General features: G+C 64.9%; 19 protein-coding genes. 10 read left to right on the top strand and 9 right to left on the bottom strand.

Features of this window, described 5'->3' with window-relative positions; all coding sequences use genetic code 11:
• Positions 1 to 5: 5 nt before the first annotated feature.
• The 8 genes from J8I26_RS04775 (at position 6) to J8I26_RS04740 (ending at position 9,433) form a co-directional block, all read left to right on the top strand.
• Positions 6 to 1,361, top strand: coding sequence for an ATP-binding protein (locus tag J8I26_RS04775; RefSeq protein WP_209604513.1), 1,356 nt, complete (start codon positions 6 to 8; stop codon positions 1,359 to 1,361).
• Between the two features lie 212 nt (positions 1,362 to 1,573).
• A complete protein-coding gene (locus J8I26_RS04770; RefSeq protein ID WP_209604511.1) occupies positions 1,574 to 2,110 on the top strand; it encodes a response regulator transcription factor in 537 nt (178 codons plus the stop codon).
• 228 nt (positions 2,111 to 2,338) lie between these two features.
• A complete protein-coding gene (locus J8I26_RS04765) occupies positions 2,339 to 3,505 on the top strand; it encodes an ABC transporter substrate-binding protein (RefSeq protein ID WP_245200126.1) in 1,167 nt (388 codons plus the stop codon).
• A 76-nt stretch (positions 3,506 to 3,581) separates the two neighbouring features.
• Positions 3,582 to 5,480, top strand: a complete 1,899-nt coding sequence (locus J8I26_RS04760; RefSeq protein WP_209604508.1) for an ABC transporter permease — start codon at positions 3,582 to 3,584, stop codon at positions 5,478 to 5,480.
• Positions 5,477 to 6,241 carry an ABC transporter ATP-binding protein gene (locus J8I26_RS04755; protein ID WP_209604507.1) on the top strand — a complete coding sequence of 255 codons (765 nt, stop codon included), beginning with the start codon at positions 5,477 to 5,479 and terminating at the stop codon, positions 6,239 to 6,241. The genes J8I26_RS04760 and J8I26_RS04755 overlap by 4 nt, the downstream gene beginning before the upstream one ends.
• Before the next feature lie 20 nt (positions 6,242 to 6,261).
• Positions 6,262 to 6,963 (top strand): ABC transporter ATP-binding protein, encoded by a 702-nt coding sequence (locus J8I26_RS04750; protein ID WP_209604505.1) that lies wholly within the window; start codon positions 6,262 to 6,264, stop codon positions 6,961 to 6,963.
• Positions 6,964 to 7,147: 184 nt separating this feature from the next.
• Positions 7,148 to 8,794, top strand: coding sequence for a histidine kinase famiy protein (locus J8I26_RS04745; RefSeq protein ID WP_209604503.1), 1,647 nt, complete (start codon positions 7,148 to 7,150; stop codon positions 8,792 to 8,794).
• 39 nt (positions 8,795 to 8,833) lie between these two features.
• Entirely contained in the window at positions 8,834 to 9,433 is a 600-nt protein-coding gene (locus tag J8I26_RS04740; protein WP_209604501.1) for a DUF5677 domain-containing protein, read from the top strand.
• A gap of 3 nt (positions 9,434 to 9,436) precedes the next feature.
• Here the strand turns inward: J8I26_RS04740 and bioD are convergent, their stop codons facing one another.
• Genes bioD through bioB form a run of 5 tightly spaced genes read right to left on the bottom strand, consistent with a single transcriptional unit; the run spans position 9,437 to position 14,924 of the window.
• Positions 9,437 to 10,156 (bottom strand): dethiobiotin synthase, encoded by a 720-nt coding sequence (bioD, locus tag J8I26_RS04735; RefSeq protein ID WP_209604499.1) that lies wholly within the window; start codon positions 10,154 to 10,156, stop codon positions 9,437 to 9,439.
• A 20-nt stretch (positions 10,157 to 10,176) separates the two neighbouring features.
• Positions 10,177 to 11,517 carry an adenosylmethionine--8-amino-7-oxononanoate transaminase gene (gene bioA, locus J8I26_RS04730; protein WP_209604497.1) on the bottom strand — a complete coding sequence of 447 codons (1,341 nt, stop codon included), beginning with the start codon at positions 11,515 to 11,517 and terminating at the stop codon, positions 10,177 to 10,179.
• On the bottom strand, positions 11,514 to 12,680 hold the full coding sequence (bioF, locus tag J8I26_RS04725; protein WP_209604495.1) for an 8-amino-7-oxononanoate synthase: 1,167 nt from the start codon (positions 12,678 to 12,680) through the stop codon (positions 11,514 to 11,516). Before bioF ends, bioA begins: the two co-directional genes overlap by 4 nt.
• Positions 12,673 to 13,908 (bottom strand): cytochrome P450, encoded by a 1,236-nt coding sequence (locus J8I26_RS04720; protein WP_245200057.1) that lies wholly within the window; start codon positions 13,906 to 13,908, stop codon positions 12,673 to 12,675. Before J8I26_RS04720 ends, bioF begins: the two co-directional genes overlap by 8 nt.
• A complete protein-coding gene (bioB, locus tag J8I26_RS04715; RefSeq protein ID WP_209604493.1) occupies positions 13,905 to 14,924 on the bottom strand; it encodes a biotin synthase BioB in 1,020 nt (339 codons plus the stop codon). The genes J8I26_RS04720 and bioB overlap by 4 nt, the downstream gene beginning before the upstream one ends.
• Positions 14,925 to 15,030: 106 nt before the next feature.
• Between bioB and J8I26_RS04710 the strand changes: the two genes are divergently transcribed.
• Positions 15,031 to 15,672, top strand: coding sequence for a GntR family transcriptional regulator (locus tag J8I26_RS04710; RefSeq protein ID WP_245200056.1), 642 nt, complete (start codon positions 15,031 to 15,033; stop codon positions 15,670 to 15,672).
• A 242-nt stretch (positions 15,673 to 15,914) separates the two neighbouring features.
• Here the strand turns inward: J8I26_RS04710 and J8I26_RS04705 are convergent, their stop codons facing one another.
• Positions 15,915 to 16,850 (bottom strand): AraC family transcriptional regulator, encoded by a 936-nt coding sequence (locus J8I26_RS04705; RefSeq protein WP_209604491.1) that lies wholly within the window; start codon positions 16,848 to 16,850, stop codon positions 15,915 to 15,917.
• A 137-nt stretch (positions 16,851 to 16,987) separates the two neighbouring features.
• On the opposite strand from J8I26_RS04705, the gene J8I26_RS04700 reads away from it, so the two are divergent.
• The gene (locus J8I26_RS04700; protein WP_209604489.1) at positions 16,988 to 17,731 is read left to right on the top strand and encodes an SDR family oxidoreductase; all 744 of its coding nucleotides are present in this window, start codon (positions 16,988 to 16,990) and stop codon (positions 17,729 to 17,731) included.
• 79 nt (positions 17,732 to 17,810) lie between these two features.
• On the opposite strand, the gene J8I26_RS04695 is transcribed toward J8I26_RS04700, so the two are convergent.
• From J8I26_RS04695 to J8I26_RS04685, 3 genes are all read right to left on the bottom strand, one after another.
• The gene (locus tag J8I26_RS04695) at positions 17,811 to 19,610 is read right to left on the bottom strand and encodes a ShlB/FhaC/HecB family hemolysin secretion/activation protein (RefSeq protein WP_348635277.1); all 1,800 of its coding nucleotides are present in this window, start codon (positions 19,608 to 19,610) and stop codon (positions 17,811 to 17,813) included.
• Between the two features lie 394 nt (positions 19,611 to 20,004).
• The gene (locus J8I26_RS04690; RefSeq protein ID WP_209604487.1) at positions 20,005 to 20,469 is read right to left on the bottom strand and encodes a hemagglutinin repeat-containing protein; all 465 of its coding nucleotides are present in this window, start codon (positions 20,467 to 20,469) and stop codon (positions 20,005 to 20,007) included.
• Positions 20,470 to 20,478: 9 nt separating this feature from the next.
• Positions 20,479 to 21,015: a hypothetical protein gene (locus J8I26_RS04685; protein WP_209604486.1), complete on the bottom strand. Its 537-nt coding sequence runs from the start codon at positions 21,013 to 21,015 to the stop codon at positions 20,479 to 20,481.
• Positions 21,016 to 21,017: the final 2 nt, after the last annotated feature.

Below are 21,017 nucleotides of genomic sequence, written 5' to 3'. Positions count from 1 at the left end.
ACGACATGACGGCCGCCGACACGCCAGTCAAGCGCAGGACGCTCAGGGAGCGCTGGCAGCGCCTGCGCCAGGGGGAAGAAAACCCGGCTGGCCACCAGAACATGCTGCTGCTGATCCAGCTGCGCTGGCTGGCGGTGTTCGGACAGATCTCGACCGTCTCCTTCGTGGTGCTGGTGTTCGGCATCCAGCTGCCGCTGCCGCACATGCTGGAGGTGCTGTCCTGCCTGATCGCCTTCAACATCGCCAGCCACCTGCGCTGGCATGAACGGCGCACGGTCTCCAACGCCGAGCTGTTCCTGGCCTTGTTGGTGGACGTGGGCGTGCTGACCTTCCAGCTCTACCTCTCGGGCGGCATCTCGAATCCCTTCGCCTTCCTCTACCTGATGCAGATCATCCTCTCGGCGGTGCTGTTGAAGCCCTGGTCGAGCTGGGCGATCGTCGGCGTCACCATGGTGTGTCTGGCCGGACTGGCGCTGTTCTCCGAGCCGCTGGCCTTGCCGCCGGATCACAGCGCCGGTCTCTTCAGCCTGTACGTCGAAGGCACGCTGATCTGCTTCCTGCTCAACGCCGGCCTGATGGTGTTCTTCATCACCCGCATCAACAGCAACCTGCGCGCCGGCGACGCCTTGCTGGCCGACTTGCGCCAGCGCGCCGCCGAAGAGGACCACATCGTGCGCATGGGCCTGCTGGCCTCGGGCGCGGCCCACGAGCTGGGCACGCCGCTGGCCACCGTCTCGGTGATCCTGGGCGACTGGCGCCGCATGCCGGAGATCAGCCAGCGCCCCGAGCTGCTGGACGACATCAGCGAAATGGAAGCGCAATTGCAGCGCTGCAAGTCCATCGTCAGCGGCGTGCTGCTGTCGGCCGGCGAGGCGCGCGGCGAATCCTCGGTCAAGACCACGCTCAACACTTTCCTCGACAGCGTCGCCGAAGACTGGCGCAAATCGCGCCCGGTGGAGGTGTTCGAGTATCGCAACATGATCGGCCACGATGTGCCGGTGGCGTTCGATTCCGCCATCAAGCAGATGCTGGGCAACGTGCTGGACAATGCCTTTGAAGTCTCGCCCGGCTGGCTGGCCATGCTGGTCAGGCGGGAAGAAGACCTGCTGCTGATCGAAGTCACCGACCGCGGCCCCGGTTTCCCGGACTGGATGATCAACCAGATCGGCAAGCCCTATCAGTCGACCAAGGGCAAGCCCGGGCGCGGCCTGGGCCTGTTCTTCGTGGTCAACGTCGCGCGCAAGCTGGGTGGACGCATTTCGGCCCGCAATCGCGGTGGCGGCGGCGCCCAGGTGACGCTGGAACTGCCGCTCTCTGCCATCAGCCTGGAAGAGCCCTCCGAGGATCAGGGCGCCGCGTAAGCTGCTGTCCAGGCCCGTGCGCAGCGGTTCAGCCGGCATCAAGGCTTTTTCACCCACCTCCGCACCTATCTTTTTGACCCGCCTCAAGCCTTGCCGGGCGGGCGGTTGATGTTGATCAAGCCCATTTTTCCACGTTGGTGTAAGTGCCAAGACCCAACTTCGCAATACAATAGCGGGTTGGGAAAGTAGAAATAGAGAGATGGGAAAGCAACATGTCGGCTGATCGCCTGCTTCTGATCATCGAGGACGATGCCGCCTTCGCCCGCACGCTGGGCCGCTCGTTCGAACGCCGCGGCTACACGGTGCTGCAAGCCTCCAACCAGGATGAGGCGGCCGTTCACCTGAAAGACCACAACCCGCGCTACGCCGTGGTTGACCTGAAACTCTCCGGCAACGCATCCGGTCTGGCTTGCGTGCAAATGCTGCACGCCCATGATGAGGCCATGCTGATCGTGGTGCTGACCGGTTTCGCCAGCATCACCACCGCAGTGGAGGCGATCAAGCTGGGCGCCTGCCAGTACCTCGCCAAGCCGTCCAACACCGACGACATCGAGGCCGCCTTTGAACACGTGGCCGGGGTGTCAGACCTGGAACTGCCGGCGCGCGCGACCTCCATCAAGACGCTCGAATGGGAGCGCATCCACGAAGTGCTGGTCGAGACTGACTTCAACATCTCCGAAACCGCCCGCCGGCTGGGCATGCACCGCCGCACGCTGGCGCGCAAGCTGGAAAAGCAGCGCATCAAGTGATCTGGCCCGGCCATGCCGCCCATGCCGGATCTGCAGCGTTCATCCCGGGCCGAACCTCGCGACAACGGGTATCATGACGCCCGCAGCCCGGTACAACACATGCCGTCGCCACGAGGGCAGGGCGCAGGTACGCAACGACACCAACAAGGGAATAACGTGAGCCACCAGAACAATCGCATCGGTTTTCTCCAGCGCGGCATCCTGATCGCTGCAACAGCAGCCGGCGCCATGGCAATGGCCCTGGCCAGCGGCGGCGCCAACGCGCAAGCCACCATCAAGATCGGCGAGATCAACAGCTACAAGGCGCAGCCGGCTTTCCTCGAGCCCTACCGTCGCGGTTGGGAGATGGCGCTTGACGAGGTCAATGCCGCCGGCGGCGTGCTGGGCAAGAAGCTGGAAGTGGTGGCGCGTGACGACAACGGTAACCCGGGCGACTCGGTACGCATCGCCGAGGAGCTGGTGGCGCGTGAGCGCGTGGCGCTGCTGTTCGGCGGCTTCCTGTCCAACACCGGCCTGGCGCTGACCGACTACGCCAAGCAACACAAGGTGTTCTTCCTGGCCGCCGAGCCGCTGACCGACAAGATCGTCTGGCAGAACGGCAACAAGTACACCTATCGCCTGCGCCCCTCGACTTACATGCTGGTGGCCTCGGTAGTGAAGGAAGCCGTCAAGCTGAAGAAGAAGCGCTGGGCGCTGGTCTATCCCAACTACGAATACGGCCAGTCCGCCGTGGCCAGCTTCAAGACGCTGATGAAGCAGGCGCAGCCGGACGTGCAGTTCGTCGCCGAGCAGGCTTCGCCGCTGGGCAAGATCGACGCCGGCTCGGTCACTCAGGCGCTGGCCGACGCCAAGCCTGATGCCATCTTCAATGCGCTGTTCGCGGCCGATCTCGGCAAGTTCGTGCGCGAAGGCAATACCCGCGGCTTGTTCGACGGCGTGGAGGTGGTCTCGCTGCTGACCGGTGAACCCGAATACCTCGACCCACTGAAGAACGAAGCGCCGACCAACTGGATCGTGACCGGCTATCCCTGGTACGCCATCAACACGCCCGAACACAAAAAGTTCGTCGACGCCTACCGCAAGAAATTCAATGACTATCCGCGCAACGGCTCGCTGGTCGGCTACGCTGCCCTGATGTCGATCGCCGCCGGCATCAAGAAGGCCGGCAGCACCGACGCCGACAAGCTGGCCGCCGCTTTCTCCGGCCTCAAGGTCGATACTCCGGTGGCGCCCATCGTCTACCGCGCGCAGGATCACCAGTCCACGCTGGGCGCCTTCGTCGGCCGCACCGGCGTGAAAGACGGCAAGGGCATCATGTCCAGCTTCACCTACGTCGACGGCGCCACGCTGCAATTGCCCGACGCCGAGGTGAAAAAGCTGCGCCCGGCCGACTAAGCGTGTCTGCGGCCGAACCGACGATTGCCGTCCCTCCCGTCCTGATGTCCATTCCCCCACGGCAGGCGCCCGCGCCATGACGCTTGCCAGCCTCACCGTCCAGCTGATCAACGGCCTGGCCGACGCCTCCGCCATGTTCCTGGTGGCGGCCGGCCTGTCGCTGATCTTTGGCGTCACGCGCATCGTCAACTTCGCGCACGGCTCGTTCTACATGCTGGGCATCTACATCGCCTATAGCCTGGTGGATGCCATCGGCGGCGGCGCGTTCGGCTTCTGGGCCGGTGTGTTGCTGTCAGCGCTGGCGGTGGCCACGATTGGCGCGGTGGTGGAGATCGCCATCCTGCGCCGCATCTATCGCGCGCCCGAGCTGTTCCAGCTGCTGGCCACCTTCGCGCTGGTGCTGGTGATCAAGGACGCCGTGCTCTGGCAGTGGGGCCCGGAAGACCTGTTCGCCCCGCGCGCGCCCGGACTCTCCGGCGCGGTGCAGCTGCTGGGCCGGCGTTTGCCTCAATACGATGTGCTGCTTATCTTCATCGGCCCCGCGGTGTTCGCGCTGCTGTGGCTGCTGACCACGCGCACGCGCTGGGGTACGCTGATTCGCGCCGCCACCCAGGACCGCGAGATGCTGGGTGCGCTGGGCGTGAACCAGGCGTGGCTGTTCACCGGCGTGTTCGCGCTGGGCTGTTTCCTGGCCGGCCTGGGCGGGGCGCTGCAAGGGCCGCGCATGCCCGCCAACCTGGCGTTGGATCTGGACACCATCAGCAACGCCTTCGTGGTGGTGGTGGTCGGCGGCATGGGTTCGATCGGCGGCGCTTTCGCGGCAGCCCTGCTGATTGCCGAGGTCAAGGCGCTGTGCATTGCGTTGGGCAATGTCTCATTGTTCGGCATCGAGATCTCCTTGTCGCGCCTGACGTTGGTGGTGGAGTTCCTGGTGATGGCGGCCATCCTGGTGGCGCGCCCATGGGGCTTGTTCGGCAAGCCGCCGGCGATCGTGCGCCATGGCGGCAACGAGGCGCCGCTGCCGGCGCCGGGCCGTCGCTCGCGGCTGACCGGCATGGGCCTGCTGGCAGTGCTGCTGGCCTTGCCGCTGGCGGCCGGCAGCTTCCCCTATCTGCCGGTGCTGATGGTGGAAATTTTCGTGGCCGTGCTGTTCGCCGCCAGCCTGCATTTCATGATGGGGCCGGGCGGCATGGCGTCCTTCGGACACGCCGCGTACTTTGGCCTGGGCGCTTATGGCGCGGCCTTGTTCGCGCTCAAGCTGCAATGGCCGATGGCCGCGGCTTTCGTCGCCGGCCCGTTGGTGGCGCTACTGGGCGCGCTGCTGTTCGGCTGGTTCTGCGTGCGGCTGAGCGGCGTTTATCTTGCCATGCTGACGCTGGCCTTCGCCCAGATCGTCTGGGCCGTGATCTTCCAGTGGGATGACCTGACCGGTGGCAGCAACGGCCTGGTCGGCCTTCGTCCCGCCGAGGCGTTGGCGTCGCCGGTGGCGTACTACTACCTGGCGCTGGCGTGCGCCGTGCTTGGCGTGTGGCTGCTGCGACGGGTGATTTATTCGCCGTTCGGCCTGGCGCTGCGCGCCGCGCGTGATTCGGCGGTGCGCGCCGAGGCGCTGGGCATGAACGTGCGTCGCGTGCAATGGCTGGGCTTTGCCGTGGCCGGCCTGTTTTGCGGCCTGGCGGGCGTGCTGTTCGCCTTTTCCAAGGGCAGCATTTCGCCCGAGGCCGCCGGCGTCAGCCGCTCAGTGGACGGCCTGGTGATGGTGATGCTGGGCGGCGTGCAAAGCCTGATGGGGCCGTTGGCCGGCGCGGCGCTGTTCACCTGGCTGCAAGATCTGGTCGCGCGCGAGACCGACTATTGGCGCGCGCTGCTGGGGTTGGTGATGCTGGCGCTGGTGCTGCTGTTCCCGGGCGGCGTGTCCGGCGCTTTCCGGCAGCTGGCGAAGCTGTTCTCCCGACGTCACGGGGAGGACGCATGAGCCTGCTCAAGGTAGCGCATCTGCATAAGGCCTTCGGCGGCGTCAAGGCGCTCGACGATGTGTCCTTTGACCTGCCCGCCGGCCAACTGCTGGCGCTGATCGGCCCCAACGGCGCCGGCAAGTCGACCTGCTTCAACATCATCAACGGCCAGCTGCGCCCGGACGGCGGCGCGGTGCTGCTCGATGGCGAGGACATCGCCGGCCTGGGCGCGCGTCGCATCTGGCGCCGCGGCGTGGGCCGCACCTTCCAGGTCTCGGCCGCTTTTCACTCGATGACGGTGCTGGAGAACGTGCAGGCCGCGTTGCTCTCGCATCGCCGCAAGCTGGCGCAGCTGTGGCGTCCGGCTGCGCGCTATTTCCGCGACGAGGCGATGCAGCTGCTGGAACAGGTCGGCATGGCGCAACAGGCGCAGCGCGCCTGCGGCGTGCTGGCCTATGGCGACATCAAGCGCGTGGAGCTGGCCATGGCGCTGTCGAACGCGCCGCGCCTGCTCCTGATGGACGAGCCCACCGCCGGCATGGCGGCGCGCGAGCGCAACGAGATGATGGCATTGACCCATCGCCTGGTCAGCGAGCGCGGCATCTCGGTGCTGTTCACGGAGCACAGCATGGACGTGGTGTTCACCTACGCGGATCGCATCATCGTGCTGGCGCGCGGTCAACTGATCGCCGACGGCGACGCGCAGGCGGTACGCGCGAACGAGCGCGTGCGCGACGTCTATTTCGGCTCCGGCAGCACCTTCGGCGGGAGCGCGGCATGAGCGGTGACATGAGAGATCGCATGAGCGCGCCCTTGCTCAACGTGCAGGGCCTGAACGCCTTCTACGGGCGCGCCCACATCCTGTTCGATCTCGACCTGCAGGTCGGGCGCGGCGAGGTGGTGGCACTGATGGGGCGCAACGGCGCCGGCAAGTCGACCACGCTGAAGGCCTTGATGGGACTGCTGGATGGTACGCAAGGCCGGGTCGCTTTCGACGGCGCCGACATCGCGCGCCTGGCACCGTATCGGCGTGCACGCATGGGCCTGGGCTTCGTGCCCGAGGATCGCCGCGTGTTCACCGAATTGTCGGTGCTGCAGAACCTGGAAGCGGGCCGCCAGCCTGCGCGCGCCGGCGTGCTGCACTGGACCCCGGCGGCATTGTTCGAGCTGTTTCCGAACCTGGGCGCGATGCCCGATCGCCCCGGCGGCCAGATGAGCGGCGGCGAGCAGCAGATGCTGACCATCGCGCGCACGTTGATGGGCAACCCCAGCCTGGTGCTGCTGGACGAGCCGTCCGAAGGCGTGGCGCCGGTGATTGTCGAGCAGATGGCGCACACCATCGCACGGCTGAAGGCGGCCGGCATGGCCGTGTTGCTGTGCGAACAGAATTTCCATTTCGCACGGCTGGTCAGCGACCGCGCCTATCTACTTGAACACGGCCGCATTGTTTTTCACGGCGAGCTCGACGCTATCCAAGCTCATCAATCCGCGGACGGCCTCTGAGCTGCCTTTGCGGCGTACGCGCTGCAATCCCCCACATTCACCTTTCTCTCTACTACTGTCGCGCTTGCCCAAAATCAACGGGAACCGCGAGAGAAGAGCTTGTCCAACTAATAACAACAGCTCATCCGACCTGCGCCTTGGCGCCCTGAGGTCGGCCAGCTCAACCTTACTGGAGAGAAAACCAATGCATAGTCCAGGCAAGCACAAACGATTCCGATGTCCGGCTGGCGAGTTCGACGACGCCGGCGTTCGCAACGACCAGGCCAAGATCGCGGTAGGCGACGACGCCAACGACATCTTCTTCGCCGCCGTCGAGATGACGCGCATGCCCATGGTCGTGTGCGATCCGCGCCAGCCGGATTGCCCGATCGTCTTCGTCAACAACGCCTTCATCAACATGACCGGTTACAGCCGCGATGAGGTGATCGGCAAGAACTGCCGCTTCCTGCAAGGGCCGGAGACCGACCGTGCCGTGGTGATGCAGATCCGTAACGCCATCGCCCAGCGTCGCGAGATCGCCACCGAGGTGCTGAACTACCGCAAGAACGGCTCGAGCTTCTGGAATGCGCTGTTCCTCTCGCCGGTCTACGACAAGCATGGCAGCCTCGTCTATTTCTTCGGCTCGCAGCTGGATATCAGTCGCCGCCGCGATGCCGAGCAGGCGCTCGGCCAGGCGCGCAAGATGGAAGCGCTGGGCCAGCTCACCGGCGGCATCGCGCACGATTTCAACAACCTGCTGCAGGTGATCAGCGGTTACCTCGACATCATCGGGTTGGCCTTGCGCAGCGACGCGCCGGATCTGTCGCGCGTGGCGCGCAGCGCCGACAGCATCCGCAATGCCTCCGGCAAGGCCGCCATGCTGACCCAGCAGCTGCTGGCCTTTGCCCGCAAGCAGCGGCTGGAAGGGCGCACCATCAACCTGAACTCGCTCACCGAGGGCTTTACCGATCTGGTGCGCCGCACGCTGGGCGGGGAGATCGAAGTGCAGACGCATCTGGCGCCGGCGCTGTGGAACTGCCGCCTCGACCCGACCCAGATGGAAGTGGCGCTGCTGAACGTGCTGATCAACGCGCGCGACGCCATGGATGGCCGCGGCACGCTGCGCATTACCACCTCCAACGAGATGCTGGAGTCCGGCGAGCTGGCGCTGGAGCTGGGCCTGAAGCCAGGCAGCTATGTTTGCATCGCCATCGCCGACGATGGTCCGGGGATTGCCCCGGACATCCTGCCGCGCGTGATGGATCCGTTCTTCACCACCAAGGATGAGGGCAAGGGCACCGGTCTCGGCTTGTCGATGGTGTACGGCTTCGTCAAGCAGTCCGGCGGCGCGGTGAAGATCGCCTCGGGCGACTTGCCCGGCGGCGGCGCGGTGGTGCGCATGTATTTTCCGGCGACACAGGATCAGGTCGGCGGCGCCTTCGAGTTCGACAGCCACACGCCGGACCAGGGCGGACACGAGCACGTGCTGGTGGTGGACGACAGGATCGAAGTGGCCGAGCTGGCGCAGGCAATGCTGGAGAGCCTGGGCTATCATGTCAGCATGGTGAACTCGCCGGTGGAAGCCCTGCAGCTGATCCGTGCCGGCAAGCATGTGGACCTGCTGTTCACCGACCTCATCATGCCGGGCAACATGAACGGCGTGCTGCTGGCGCGCGAGGCGCGACGCCTTAAACCGGGCATCAAGGTGCTGCTCACCACCGGTTACGCCAGCGAATCCATAGAGCGCCATGACGCCGCAGGAGAATTCCAGGTCATCGGCAAGCCTTACCGCCACGATGAACTGGCGCGCAAGATCCGTATCGTGCTCGACGGCGCCACCGGCGTCAGCTGAACTGCAGCCGCAGGGCACAAGCATCCGGAAAGGATATTCATGGAACTGGAACATCTGCTGGCCAAGGCGGAATCGCTGGCCTATCGCATCTCTTCCGAACTGAACGGCCAGCCGTTGCCGGCCGATCCGCGCGCGTGCGCTGCCATCGGCTGCCTGACGGTGGCGCAGCAGCATCACAGCGCCATCATCATCTTGCTCAGGAACGACATGCCGGTGCACGCCTCGGCCTTTGCGTTGATCCGTCACCAGATCGAGACCGCCTTCAACGCGCTGTGGTTGTGGTACTGCGCCGGCGACGACGAGGTCGAACGCTTTTTGCAGGACGGCAGCGGCAAGAGCGTGCGCCAGCTGGTGGCGCAGGTGGATGGCGTGCTGTCGGGGCGTGAAGGCGCCGAGGCGGCGATCATTCGCGCCCATTGGTCGCAGCTGAGCGACTTCGTGTTCTCCGGCGAGCGCCGCATCCGTCATTGGCTGGAGTCCAATGAGATCGACGCCATCTATGCGGAAGACGCCGTGGCCGAGCTGGTCGACCTGTCCAACTCCATCGCCGAGCTCGGCCGCGCGACCTATCGCAGCCTGAGCGGCACCGCCGACAAGGATGAGTTGCCGTTGCCGGTGCGCGGCCAGGCGGCCAATTAGGTCTCAGTGTACGGCCGGCAGGCCCAGCGCCGCCGCATCAAGCAGTTGCGCCGCGCGCCCGGCGTCGGTAGCGTCCATCCACGGCAGCTCGCCCAACAACGGCGCATCGATGCGCCGTGTCAGGCTCTCCACCATGGCCTGCGCATACGGCTCATCCGCATCGATGTGATTGGCCACCCAGCCGGCCAGCGGCAATGACTTCGCCCGGATCGCCAGTTGCGTCAGCAGGGCATGGTTGATGCAGCCCAGGCGAATACCCACCACCATGATTGCCGGCAGGCGCAGCCGTGCGGCCAGCGCGTCGCTGTTGTGGTCGTCATCCAGCGGCACCAGGAAGCCGCCGGCGCCTTCCACGATCACCACCTCGGCCGCCGCGCAGATGTCGCGATAGCAGCGTTCCAGATGGTCGATGCTGATGTGCTTGCCTTCTTCCCTGGCGGCTAGGTGCGGCGCGGTAGCGCTCCTGAAGAGGAAGGGGTTGACCAGCGCCGGCGGCAGCGCGAGGTTGGAGGCGGCGCTGAGCGCGTCGGCATCGTCATTGCGCCAACGCTCGCCGTCGAAACTGGCGCCGGAGGCCACCGGCTTCATGCCGGCGCTGCGCAAGCCGCGCGCAGCGTGCAGATGCACCAGCGCCGAGGCAACCAGCGTCTTGCCCACGCCGGTATCGGTGCCGGTGACGAAATAGCCCCTTGCCCGGGGTGTGTCTTTGATGACCTTGTTCATCGTCTCTTTTGCCGTTTCTTTCATTGCATTCCCATCGCGGCCTCAAAGGCCTCGTACACGCGCCGCCCGAGCCAAGCTGCGTGGGCGTCGTCGAGGATGTAGGGCGGCATCAGGTACAGGGTGTTGCCGATGGGCCGCATCAGCACTTCGCGACGCGCGGCCTCCTGGGCGAAGCGCCGGGCGAAGTCGCTGGCGCGCGCATGATCGAGCCTGACGTCGCAGGCCCAGATCATGCCGGTGCGCCGGAAGTGCGCGATGCGCGCATCCTGCGCCAGCGGGTGCAGCGCGGCGGTCATGGTGTGGGCGAAGCGGCGGTTGCGCTCCAGCACGTCGTCATCCTCGAAGATGGCCAGCGTCTCCAGCGCGGCGCGGCAGGCCAGCGCATTGCCGGTGTAGGAGTGCGAGTGCAGGAAGCCGCGGCGCACATCGTCGTCGTAGAAAGCTTGGTAGATGTGCTCCCGCGCCATCACCAGCGACAACGGCAGGTAGCCGCCGCTGATGCCCTTGGACAGGCACAGCAGGTCGGGCCAGACGCCGGCCTGCTCGCAGGCGAAGAAGCTGCCGCTGCGTCCGCAGCCGACCGCGATCTCGTCGGCGATCAGGTGCGCGCCGTAGGCGTCGCACAGCTTGCGCAGGCCGGCGACGTAGGCCGGATCGTGCATCGCCATGCCGTTGGCGCATTGCACCAGCGGCTCCACGATCACCGCGGCGATCCGGCCATGGCGCTCCTGCAGCAGCCGTTCGACGTCCGCCAGCGCGCGTGTTGCGACGTCGCTTGCGCGCTCGCCGGGTAGCGCCAAGCGCGCATCGGGCGAGGCGGCGATATGCGCCGGCCGCAGCATCGCTTCATAGGGCGCGCGAAACAGCGCGGTGTCGGTCACGCCCAGTGCGCCCAGCGTTTCGCCGTGGTAGCCGCCGGCGATGCAGATGAACTCGGTCTTGTCGCTGTGGCCGATATTGCGCCAGGCGTGCACGCTCATCTTCAGCGCGATCTCCACCGCCGAGGCGCCGTCGGAGGCATAGAAGCAGCGGCCCAGCGCGTGGCCGGTCAGGGCCGCCAGTTTTTCCGACAGCGCCACCACCGGCTCATGCGTGAAACCGGCCAGCATGGCGTGCTCCAGTCGGCCCAGCTGGTCCGTCAGGGCGCGGTTGATGCGCGCGTTGGTGTGGCCGAACAGGTTGACCCACCAGGAGCTGATCGCGTCCAGATAGCGACGATCGTCGGTGTCGTAAAGCCAGGGGCCGTGTCCGCGTTCAACCGCGATCGGCGGCAGGCTCTCATGGCGGCGCATCTGGGTGCAGGGATGCCAGACGCTGCGCGAGCTGCGCGCGGCCAGGCTGTCGGGGTGTGGCGTATTCATTGGCGAACTCCGGCGGCTTGCCGCAAGGCGTCGATCAGGCGTTCCACGTGCGCCGGCGTGTGCAGGGCCGACAGGCTGATGCGCAGGCGGGCCGTTCCCTTGGGTACCGTGGGCGGGCAGATCGCCGGCGTCCAGATGCCTTGCTCGCGCAGGCTTTGCATCAACGCACGCGCGGGCGCGTTGTCGCCGACGATCAGCGGCTGGATGGCAGTGGGCGAGGGCAGCAGTCGCCAGGGCAGGTCGGCCAAGCCCAGCGTCAGTTGAGCGGCCAGCTCGCGCAGGCGTTCGCGCCGCCATTCGTCGCGTTCGATCACTCGCAACGCCGCTGAGGCGGCCGCCGCCAGCAAGGGCGGGTTGGCGGTGGTGAACATATAGGTGCGGGCGCGCTGCATGATCCACTCGACCAGCGTCGCATCGCCCGCCACGAAGGCGCCCGCCACGCCGGCGGCCTTGCCCAGCGTGCCCATGTACAGCACGTGCGGTGCATGCAGCGCAGAGACGCCCGCATGCGCCAGGCTGCCGCGTCCCTGCGGGCCCAGCACGCCGAAGCCGTGGGCGTCGTCCACCAGCAGCCAGGCGCCGTGGCGCGCGCATACCGCAGCCAGTTCGGCCAGCGGCGCGAGGTCGCCGTCCATGCTGAACACCGCATCGGTGGCCACCAGCTTGCGCGCGCTCTTGCAGCGGGCCAGCACCTGTTCCAAACGCGCCGTGTCGTTGTGCGGGAACACGCGCAGCTCGGCGCCGGACAAGCGTGCGCCATCGATCAGCGAAGCATGGCTCAGGCGGTCGAGGAAGATAGTGTCGCCCGCGCCCAGCAAGGCGCAAGGGATGCCGAGGTTGGCCATGTAGCCGTTGGAAAAATACAGTGCGCGCGGCTGGCCGGTGAAGGCGGCCAGTTCGCGCTCCAGCTGTTCGTGCGCATCACCGTGGCCGGAGATCAACGCCGAGGCGGCCGCGCCTACGCCATATTGATCGGCTGCGGCGATACAGGAGGCGACGATGTCCGGATGGTTGGACAGGCCCAGGTAGTCGTTGCTGCAGAATGACAGGCAGGCTTGCCCGTCCACTTCCAGCACCGGCCCCTGCGCGCCGGCCACTACGCGCCGTGTGCGCGCCAGGCTCTGCGCGGCGAGTTCGGCCAGGTCTTGCGTGAAATCATGCATGGGTCAGTTCTCTATGCGTCGGTGGTTGCGTCGGCTGTTGTGTCGATTTCCCCGGGGTCACGGGGAGCCGCTCCAGCGCCCGGTAGGCCGCGAGCGGCTGCCATTGCGGGGGCGAGGGCGCCAGCGATATCTCCGGCAAGGCCTGCAGCAACGTGCCGAAGGCGATCTCGGCCTCCAGCTGCGTGAGCGCCGCGCCCAGGCAGACGTGCGGCCCGTGGCCGAAGGAAAGATGGTTGCCTTGGTCACGCGCGATGTCGAAGCGCCCGGGATCGGAAAAGCGCCGCGCATCATGGTTGGCCATGCCGATATGCAGTATCGCCAGCTGGCCCCGGCGCAGGCGCTGCCCGCCGAGCTCGATATCCGCCACCAGGCGGCGCCCGGTGTATTGCACCGGGCTGTCGTAGCGCAACATCTCGCGCACGGCCAGCCGCAGGTTCTGCGGCGCAGCCTTGAGGGCGGCCCACTGCGCTGGATGCCGCAGCAGCGCCAGCAGGCCGTTGCCCAGCAGGTTGCGGGTGGTTTCATAGCCGGCGAAGAGCAGGGTGCTGCACTGGGCCAACGCCTCGGTGCCGGAGATCTTCTGCTCGCGATGCGCCACCGCGATGCGCGCCAGCAGCCCATCGCCGAGATCGTCGGCGGCCATGGCCAGGGTGAAGAAGTCGCACATGTCCGCCAGCGCTTGCCGTGCCGCCGCGGCTTGCGCCTGGTCCGGCGTCGGAGCACCGATGAAGGCGGCCAGCGCGGCGGCCCAGTCGATGAACTCTGCCGGCACCCGGTCGGGCAGGCCCAGCAGGTTGGCGATCACCAGCGCCGGCAGCGGGCGGGCGAAGGCCTCCACAAAGTCGAACTGGGTATGGGAGGCGACCTGCGGCCCGATACGATCGAGCAGGCGCCGGGCAATCGCTGCGATGGCCGGCGCCTGGCGCTGCAGCTCGGCCGGTTTGAAACCGGGCTGGATGACATGGCGCAAGCGGCGATGCGCACGCCCGTCGAGGAACAGCAGGGAGCGCGAGAAGACGCGTTTGAAGTCGCGCTGCTGCCTGGCGTCGCCGGCGTCGGACGCGGCGCCGTTGATCCAGCGCGCCGCGCGCCGCACCGAGAAGCGCGGATCGCGCAGCGCCGCGGCGACATCGTCATAACCACTGAGCACCCAGGCGCCGCCGCAGTACTGCTCGCTCCATACTGGCTCATGCGCGGGCTGCGCGAGCGGCGGGGTGTCGCGCATCATGCCTTGGCGGGAGCGGGGCGCATGCCCAGGCGCGCCAGCAACTCAAGATCGGCCGAGACCGGGGCATTGGGAGTGGTCAGCAGCTTGCTGCCCAGGAAGATGGAGTTGGCGCCGGCGGCAAAGCACAGCGCCTGCGTGGCGTCGCTCATGCTTTCGCGCCCGGCCGACAGGCGGATCACCGCGCCCGGCACGGCGATACGCGCCACCGCCACGGTGCGCACGAACTCGAACTCGTCCAGCGGCGGCGCGTCTTCCAGCGGCGTGCCTTTGATCGGCACCAGGTGATTGATCGGCACCGACTCCGGCTGCGGATCGAGTGCGGCCAACTGGGCGATCAGGCCGGCGCGCTGACGCCGCGTCTCACCCATGCCGATGATGCCGCCGCTGCACACATGCAGACCGGCCTCCTGCACCTTGCGGATGGTGTCCAGCCGGTCCTGGTAGCCGCGGGTGGAGATGACCTGGCCGTAAAAGTCGGGCGAGGTGTCGAGGTTGTGGTTGTAGAAGTCAAGGCCGGCTTCCTTCAAGGCGCGCGCCTGCTGTTCTTCCAGCATGCCCAGCGTCATGCAGGTCTCCAGCCCCAGCGCGCGCACCTGGCCGACCATGGTGGTCAGCGCCGGCATGTCGCGCTCCTTGGGATTGCGCCAGGCCGCGCCCATGCAAAAGCGCGTCGCGCCCTGGGCCTTGGCGGCCTGCGCGGCTTGCAGCACGTCTTGCGGCGCCATCAGCTTGCCGGCCGGCACGCCGGCGTCCTTGTGGCTGGACGACTGCGAGCAATAGCCGCAGTCCTCGGGGCAGCCGCCGGTCTTGATCGAGAGCAGGCTGGAGAGCTGCACCTCATTGGCGGCGTGACGCTCGCGGTGGACGGTCTGGGCGCGATATAGCAGGTCCAGGAAGGGCAGTTCGAACAGGGCTTCGACGGCGTCGGCGTCAACCGTGCGGATATCGTCGGAGAGGGACGGGGAAGACGGCAATGCAGCCTTCCGCGGATGAAAGGCGATGGGGCTCAGGCTCATAGATAAAATCCAAAGCAAGGTTTGAAAAGCTTAAAATTCTGCTTCGGGGATTCTATCTTCGTGCTTTTTCATCAAACAACAAGTTTTATCATAGATTATCTATAAAATGAGTGGCCTCATTCCCGCCTCCATGACCATCGTGGAGCGCATCGCCGACACCCTCAGAACGCAGATCGTGCGCGGCGAAATCGCCGCCGGCGCGGCCTTGCGGCAGGACCATATCGCCCAGCAATTCCAGTCCAGCCATGTGCCGGTGCGCGAGGCTTTCCGGCAGCTGGAAGCGCAAGGCCTGGCCATCGCCCTGCCGCGTCGCGGGGTGCGGGTGACCGAGCTGGATCCGGTCACCATCAAGGAGAACGTGGTGATGCGCGCGTCGCTGGAGCTGCTGGCCCTGAAGCACGGCGCGCCGCGTTTCACCTCGCTGCACATCGGCCGCCTGGAACAGGCGCACGAAGCCTGCTCGCAGGCGAGCTCGCTGGCCGAATGGGACAGCGCCAACAACCAGTTCCACGACATCCTTTCCAGCGAATGCGGCATGCCGCGCCTGCTCGCGGTGCTGGCCCAGCTGCAGCTGACCAATTCACGTTATCTGTTTTCGACCGGGATGAAGCGCGGCTGGCAGCCGAGGTCGGACCATGACCACATGCTGATCATCGACGCCTTGAAAGAGAAGAAGACCGAGCGGGCTCTGCAACTGTTGAGCATGCACATCGGCACCATGGAGCGGGTGGGGTTCAAGACGGGTTGAGCGAACAAGGGCTGCAGGCGGTGGAGGCGACAGGGTTGGCAAAGATAACGCCACGGGGCTCCTGCTTTCGCGGGAGCGACGGCGGTATCGACAAACGCCGGCCTGTCGTCCCTGCGAAAGCAGGGATCCAGCGTCGTTCATCGTTCGCTGCAAAGGGACAGCCGGGGATGACGCAAACATTCCCGGTTCTGTACGGAACCACCCCGGCTCCAGCGTGCGTCCCCTGATGCCCGGACAGGCACTCAGGCCGGCCGCGCCTGCCTCTGCTCCTGCACATAGCGCGACGGCGGCATCCCCACATGGCGGCCGAAGGCGACGCTGAAGGTGCTGGCCGAGCTGTAGCCGACCTGCTGCGCGATCTCGGCCACGCCGCCGGCGCCTTGCAGCAGCAGGCCCTTGGCCAGGGCCATGCGCCAGGCCAGCAGGTATTCCATCGGCGCCACACCCACTTCACGACGGAAGCGTTCGAAGAACGCCGAGCGCGACAAGGCCGCTTCCCTGGCCAGCTGCGCCACGCTCCATGGCTCGGACGGGCGCTCGTGCATGCGCCGTATCGCCAGCGCCAGTCGGGCATCGGCCAAGCCGCGCAGCAGTCCGGGGGAAGCGCCTGCGCTGCTCTCCGATCCCGAACGCAGCGCCTCGATCAGCAACACCTCCAGCAAGCGCGCCAGCACCACCTCGCGCGCCGGCCGTTGCGCCCGCGATTCTTCGCTGACCAGCCGCACCAGCGTGGCCAGCCGCTCCTGGCCGCGCACGATCACCAGCTGCGGCAGCAACGAGACCAGCAGCGCCGAGTCGGGCGAGTCGAACATGCAATGCCCCACCAGGAAGCGCGCCTGCGGTTCGGCGTCGAGCCGGCCCAGGCGAAATTCGCCGTTGGCCAGTTGCGGTGGCGGATTGTCGTCGGTGATGTCCGGGGCGTCCGAAGCCTCCAGGCTGGCCATCGCGAAGCCTTGCATGGACGGCGCCAGCACGAAGTCGCCGGCCTGCAGCACCACCTCGCTGCCATCGTCCAGCAGCACCCGGCAGGCGCCTTCCAGCACCGCACTGTAGAAAGATTGCCCGGGATCGGTGCGCCGCACGCGCCAGGGCCCGGCGCCGGACACTGCCTTGGAGTAGCGCGCCGCCGGGCGCAGCAGCGTGACGAATTCGGCCAGCGGATCGATGGCATCGAGCATGATTGGACTATCGCGAAAGGAAATTGGACGTTTGATTGTAGCAAGTCCAGCGCGTGGCTTCTATGCTTGGTCATCGGTCGCAATCGGCGGCCGTCATGATCCCTGTTCACCATTGCCACCCTCACCAGGAGCCCCCCATGAAAACCGTCCTGATCACCGGCTGTTCTTCCGGTTTCGGTCTTGAAATCGCCAAACACTTCCTCGCACGCGACTGGAACGTCGTCGCCACCATGCGCACGCCGCGCACCGATCTGCTGCCCGCTTCGCCGAACCTGCGCATCCTGCCGCTGGACGTCGGCGACGAGAGCAGCATCCGCGCCGCGCTGGAGGCCGCCGGCCCCGTCGACGTGCTGGTCAACAACGCCGGCATCGGCCTGTTGGGCGCGGTCGAGGCCATCACCATGGACAAGGTGCGCGAGATCTTCGAGACCAACACCCTGGGCACCATCGCGCTGACGCAGGCGGTGCTGCCCCAGATGCGCGAGCGCCGCGAGGGCGTGGTGATCAACGTCACCTCCAGCGTCACGCTGAAGTCGCTGCCGCTGCTGGCGGTCTACACCGGCAGCAAGGCGGCGGTGAACGGCTTCACCGAATCGCTGGCGCTGGAATTGCAGGCGTTCGGCATCCGCGCGCACATCGTGCTGCCGGGACGTTCGCCCAGTACCAAATTTGCCGAGAACGCGCGCACCCGCATGGACGGCAACATTCCCGAGGCTTACGGTCCGCTGGCTGCAGCGGTGTTCGAGAACTTCCAGGATGAATCGCAGGTGACTTACGCCAAGGACGTGGCCGACGCCGTCTGGCAGGCCGCCACCGATCCTTCGGCACCGACGCGCATTCCGGCCGGTGAGGACGCGATCGCCTGGGCTGCCGCAGCCTGAGGTGCAATCTTTTTTCTGGTAGGCATTTTGGGGAGACAGTGCAGTTGGTGCTTAGGCGTTGATCGAGCAATCCGAGCAATCAAAACGCAAAAACGAGACTAAACCCGCCAGTGACCGCCGCAGTCCTGAATCCCTCCGGTTTGTTCAGTGGCGTAGCGACGAACGCGTCATAGCTTGCCTTCCAAAGCGCACCACGCAAACCGATGACTGCACCGGCCAGGCGTTTGCCCAAGAGGTATTGGGCCGAAGGCCCGCTGACCTGGCCGGCATCGATGCCGGCGTATAGCTCCTGATTGCTAGCACCCAGCGCCCATGCAAGCTCGTTGCGCACTAACCAGCCACGTTCGGCCTGCAAGATCAATTCGCCATCGAAGCCGCGGACGGTGTAGCGGCCACCAATGGCGAACTGATCTTGTGACGGCAGTTCTCCGCCATTCCATTGGGCACGCACGCTGCCGCTGTAGCGCAGGTGTTGTCCGGCGACCTGAATCGGCGCATTGACCGCTGCGTCGGCCAGGAACAGGCTGTAGCGGGTGGCAACTTGCGGCAGATCGGTATTGGATTCCGGCTCCCGGCCTTGCTTGTCGAACGCGCGCCGATAGGCAAGGTTGGCATCCACCGTGGCATTGCCAATGAATTCGCGGTGATTGACGCCTATTTCCCAGGCGCTGGTCTGATGGCGCTGCGGCCCGACTTCGGTGTCGTCGATAAAGTTGCGTGAGTTGCGCAGCAGGCCCTTGAGTGAAAGCGTCGTCTTGCGGACGTCGTCACGATAAACCAGGCGAGACAGTTTCAATTCCACGTTCTCACTTTGCCCGCTATAAACAATCGGACTGTTAGCGCCCGCGATTTGTTGGTGATAGCGGCTGCCTGACATGGTCGCACCCAGCATCCAGTACCCGGCAGGTGCAGAGTAGTGCAACGTATAGCTGTTGGCGCCATGGTCGCCATAGCGGCCAAGGTTGCGGCTCCAGCTGGCATAGAACAAATCGTTGAGCGTCCACCAATTGTCATAAGCCAGCGTGGTGCCCGCCTGGTACTTGCCGGTGGCTTTGGAGCCGCCATCGTCAAGCGAGACATTCAGGCGGAACGGGAAGCGCTGTTGATAGTTAATCACCAAGTCGCTGTCGCCCGGTTGTGTGGCAACCTCCGTCGGAGTGATCTGAATGTCGGCCTCAGCTGTCGGCACGCGCTTGAAATTCTCCAGGCCTTGTTCAATATCGCGCAGATTGAGGATATCGCCTTCGCTCATCGGCAAGGCATTCCAGGCAGTACCGCGTGGGCTGGCATCAGCCGCAAAACGAATATGGCGCACGTGGCCAGGCAAGACCGTCAAGACCAGCTCACCCGCCTTGAGGTCTTGCGTTGTCGCACGAATCTGCGTGGTGGTATAGCCGCGCAGGATCAGCGCATTCTGTACGCGCGCGAGCACAGCATTGACACCGCCGGTACCCAGGCAACGGCCCAGCGCGCCGCCATCACCGATGACACTGTCCAGTGCAAACTGAAAGCGCTCAGCCGCTTCACCGATCAAGCTGATTTTGGTAATGGGGAAGCAGGGCGATTCTTCCGCCGGGAAGACCGTCGAGAGATCAACGCCCTTGGGCGCCGGCAAACGCACGTTGGGTGTTTGCTCCTGCTGCTGACGCAATAGGCGTTCGCGTTCGCGCTGTAGCTGTTCCTGACTGGTGGCAATATCAGTACCGGTGGTTTGGGCGTGCACGGCGGTACTGGCAAGCAGTAGGGCGATGTTGCCCAGCAAGCGAGGGGACATACTGTTCATGACTTTTGCAATTGATTCAATGCGGACGCGGATTTTTATCGCCCAGGCAGATGCGGGTGTCGATGATTTTGGAACGTAGCGACGGAGGTTGCTCACGGTCAGCTGCGAGCATCACAACGGGATTTTTGACAGCCGTGTTCGATAGAGTCTTCAGCTAGACATACGGGGCGCTCAAGGGAATGTCCTACCGAGTAGACATCACCCGAATTACGGTTCGCCACAGTATTGGACTCGGAACGATCGAGCCTTTTGTCTATCTGCATGCAGCCAGAGCACCTGCGCGGCTTGCGCTGTCACGTTGTCATTGAGTTTGCAGCCATTCTGGATTTTCTTTGGCGTCTTGCAGTTGCCTTGAATTAGGCAGCAAATCAATCGCTACATTCCGAGCTGCTACAAACTCTCCGAATGGACAAGTGAAGGCTAAAGATTTAAGCCTCTAAGCAATATGGGAATAGTCTCAAATTCACTGGTCTGAGCTGTTTCATTGACGTCAATCAGGATCTTGCCGCGGCTGTTCTTGGTATTTTTGGGCGACGTCTTGCATGCTCATTACCGTTTGCACGGCACTGACCACCGGATTGGTGATTTGCACGGTGACGCCTTGTTCCTTGGACTTGGTCTCTTGCGTGTTCTGTTCGGTGTTGATGCCGGCGGTGATGTCGACTTGCTTGCCGCTGATGGCAACGTCACCTTGCGGGGCAATGACGGTGCTGGCGGTTTGGGTGTAGTGCTGACCGGCGGTAAGTATCACGTTGCCGTTGGTGGTGCCGACCGTGCTGCCGGATGCGGTGGCGGTGGTGCGCGTCTGGGCGTTGCTTTGCATCTTGCTGCCCACGGTCACGCCTAGGCCGCCGCCGCTGAAGATGTCGGTGGCGGCTACGATATTGATGCCGCGGGCGATGCTGGGAAAACGCCCTTCGCCTTGCAGACGATTGGCACACAAGAACAAAGTCATGCTTTAGTTCTAACTCCGACGCGATAATGTGCGCGTTGCAAGTAGTTCGCCAGTATTCCAGTCGTAGGTGTAATAGCAATCGCCTAGCCCATCGTCACCAAAGATTTCCAGTTTGCCACCGCTTGTGTCGACGCTATGGAAGCAGGTTTGTTCTTCTCGCGGTATGACCGTATTGAGCATGCGACCGGACAGCGTTGCCCGTTCTTCATCATGTTGGCGAACGACTGCTAATCGTTCTGCATCAAAACCCCTCATATTGAAAGCTGGAGTTAAGACAAAGCGAACACTAGCGTCGCCATTCAAGACATAGGCATGTTTTCCGGGGTTGCCGTCGATGGCAACGAAGCCGGTTTGGTCAGGTAATATTTTCAGAAAACCTAATCCCTTTTCTTTGCATGAGATTTGATATTCCCTTCCAAAAAAATTCCAGACAAAACCTTCTAGCTCACCAATTGAATCTGAATTTTTTTCCAAACCAACAGGCCAACCGTGAGGGAAAGATTGTCCATTTTCCCAAACAGATTTAACACTCGTTACCTTATCCATGA

It is taken from the genome of Herbaspirillum sp. LeCh32-8, assembly GCF_017814915.1.
Classification (GTDB): domain Bacteria; phylum Pseudomonadota; class Gammaproteobacteria; order Burkholderiales; family Burkholderiaceae_D; genus Herbaspirillum.
This window is presented reverse-complemented; position numbering and strand designations above follow the sequence as displayed.

Excerpts from the sequence above, each read along its gene's own strand:
- J8I26_RS04700 (WP_209604489.1), top strand. The coding sequence starts at position 16,988 with ATGAAAACCGTCCTGATCACCGGCTGTTCTTCCGGTTTCGGTCTTGAA.
- J8I26_RS04775 (WP_209604513.1), top strand. The coding sequence starts at position 6 with ATGACGGCCGCCGACACGCCAGTCAAGCGCAGGACGCTCAGGGAGCGC.
- J8I26_RS04760 (WP_209604508.1), top strand. The coding sequence starts at position 3,582 with ATGACGCTTGCCAGCCTCACCGTCCAGCTGATCAACGGCCTGGCCGAC.
- bioB (WP_209604493.1), bottom strand. The coding sequence starts at position 14,924 with ATGAGCCTGAGCCCCATCGCCTTTCATCCGCGGAAGGCTGCATTGCCG.
- J8I26_RS04765 (WP_245200126.1), top strand. The coding sequence starts at position 2,339 with ATGGCAATGGCCCTGGCCAGCGGCGGCGCCAACGCGCAAGCCACCATC.
- J8I26_RS04755 (WP_209604507.1), top strand. The coding sequence starts at position 5,477 with ATGAGCCTGCTCAAGGTAGCGCATCTGCATAAGGCCTTCGGCGGCGTC.
- J8I26_RS04720 (WP_245200057.1), bottom strand. The coding sequence starts at position 13,908 with ATGATGCGCGACACCCCGCCGCTCGCGCAGCCCGCGCATGAGCCAGTA.
- J8I26_RS04750 (WP_209604505.1), top strand. The coding sequence starts at position 6,262 with ATGAGCGCGCCCTTGCTCAACGTGCAGGGCCTGAACGCCTTCTACGGG.
- J8I26_RS04745 (WP_209604503.1), top strand. The coding sequence starts at position 7,148 with ATGCATAGTCCAGGCAAGCACAAACGATTCCGATGTCCGGCTGGCGAG.
- J8I26_RS04685 (WP_209604486.1), bottom strand. The coding sequence starts at position 21,015 with ATGGATAAGGTAACGAGTGTTAAATCTGTTTGGGAAAATGGACAATCT.
- J8I26_RS04705 (WP_209604491.1), bottom strand. The coding sequence starts at position 16,850 with ATGCTCGATGCCATCGATCCGCTGGCCGAATTCGTCACGCTGCTGCGC.
- J8I26_RS04710 (WP_245200056.1), top strand. The coding sequence starts at position 15,031 with ATGAGTGGCCTCATTCCCGCCTCCATGACCATCGTGGAGCGCATCGCC.
- J8I26_RS04690 (WP_209604487.1), bottom strand. The coding sequence starts at position 20,469 with ATGACTTTGTTCTTGTGTGCCAATCGTCTGCAAGGCGAAGGGCGTTTT.
- bioD (WP_209604499.1), bottom strand. The coding sequence starts at position 10,156 with ATGAACAAGGTCATCAAAGACACACCCCGGGCAAGGGGCTATTTCGTC.
- bioF (WP_209604495.1), bottom strand. The coding sequence starts at position 12,680 with ATGCATGATTTCACGCAAGACCTGGCCGAACTCGCCGCGCAGAGCCTG.
- bioA (WP_209604497.1), bottom strand. The coding sequence starts at position 11,517 with ATGAATACGCCACACCCCGACAGCCTGGCCGCGCGCAGCTCGCGCAGC.
- J8I26_RS04740 (WP_209604501.1), top strand. The coding sequence starts at position 8,834 with ATGGAACTGGAACATCTGCTGGCCAAGGCGGAATCGCTGGCCTATCGC.
- J8I26_RS04770 (WP_209604511.1), top strand. The coding sequence starts at position 1,574 with ATGTCGGCTGATCGCCTGCTTCTGATCATCGAGGACGATGCCGCCTTC.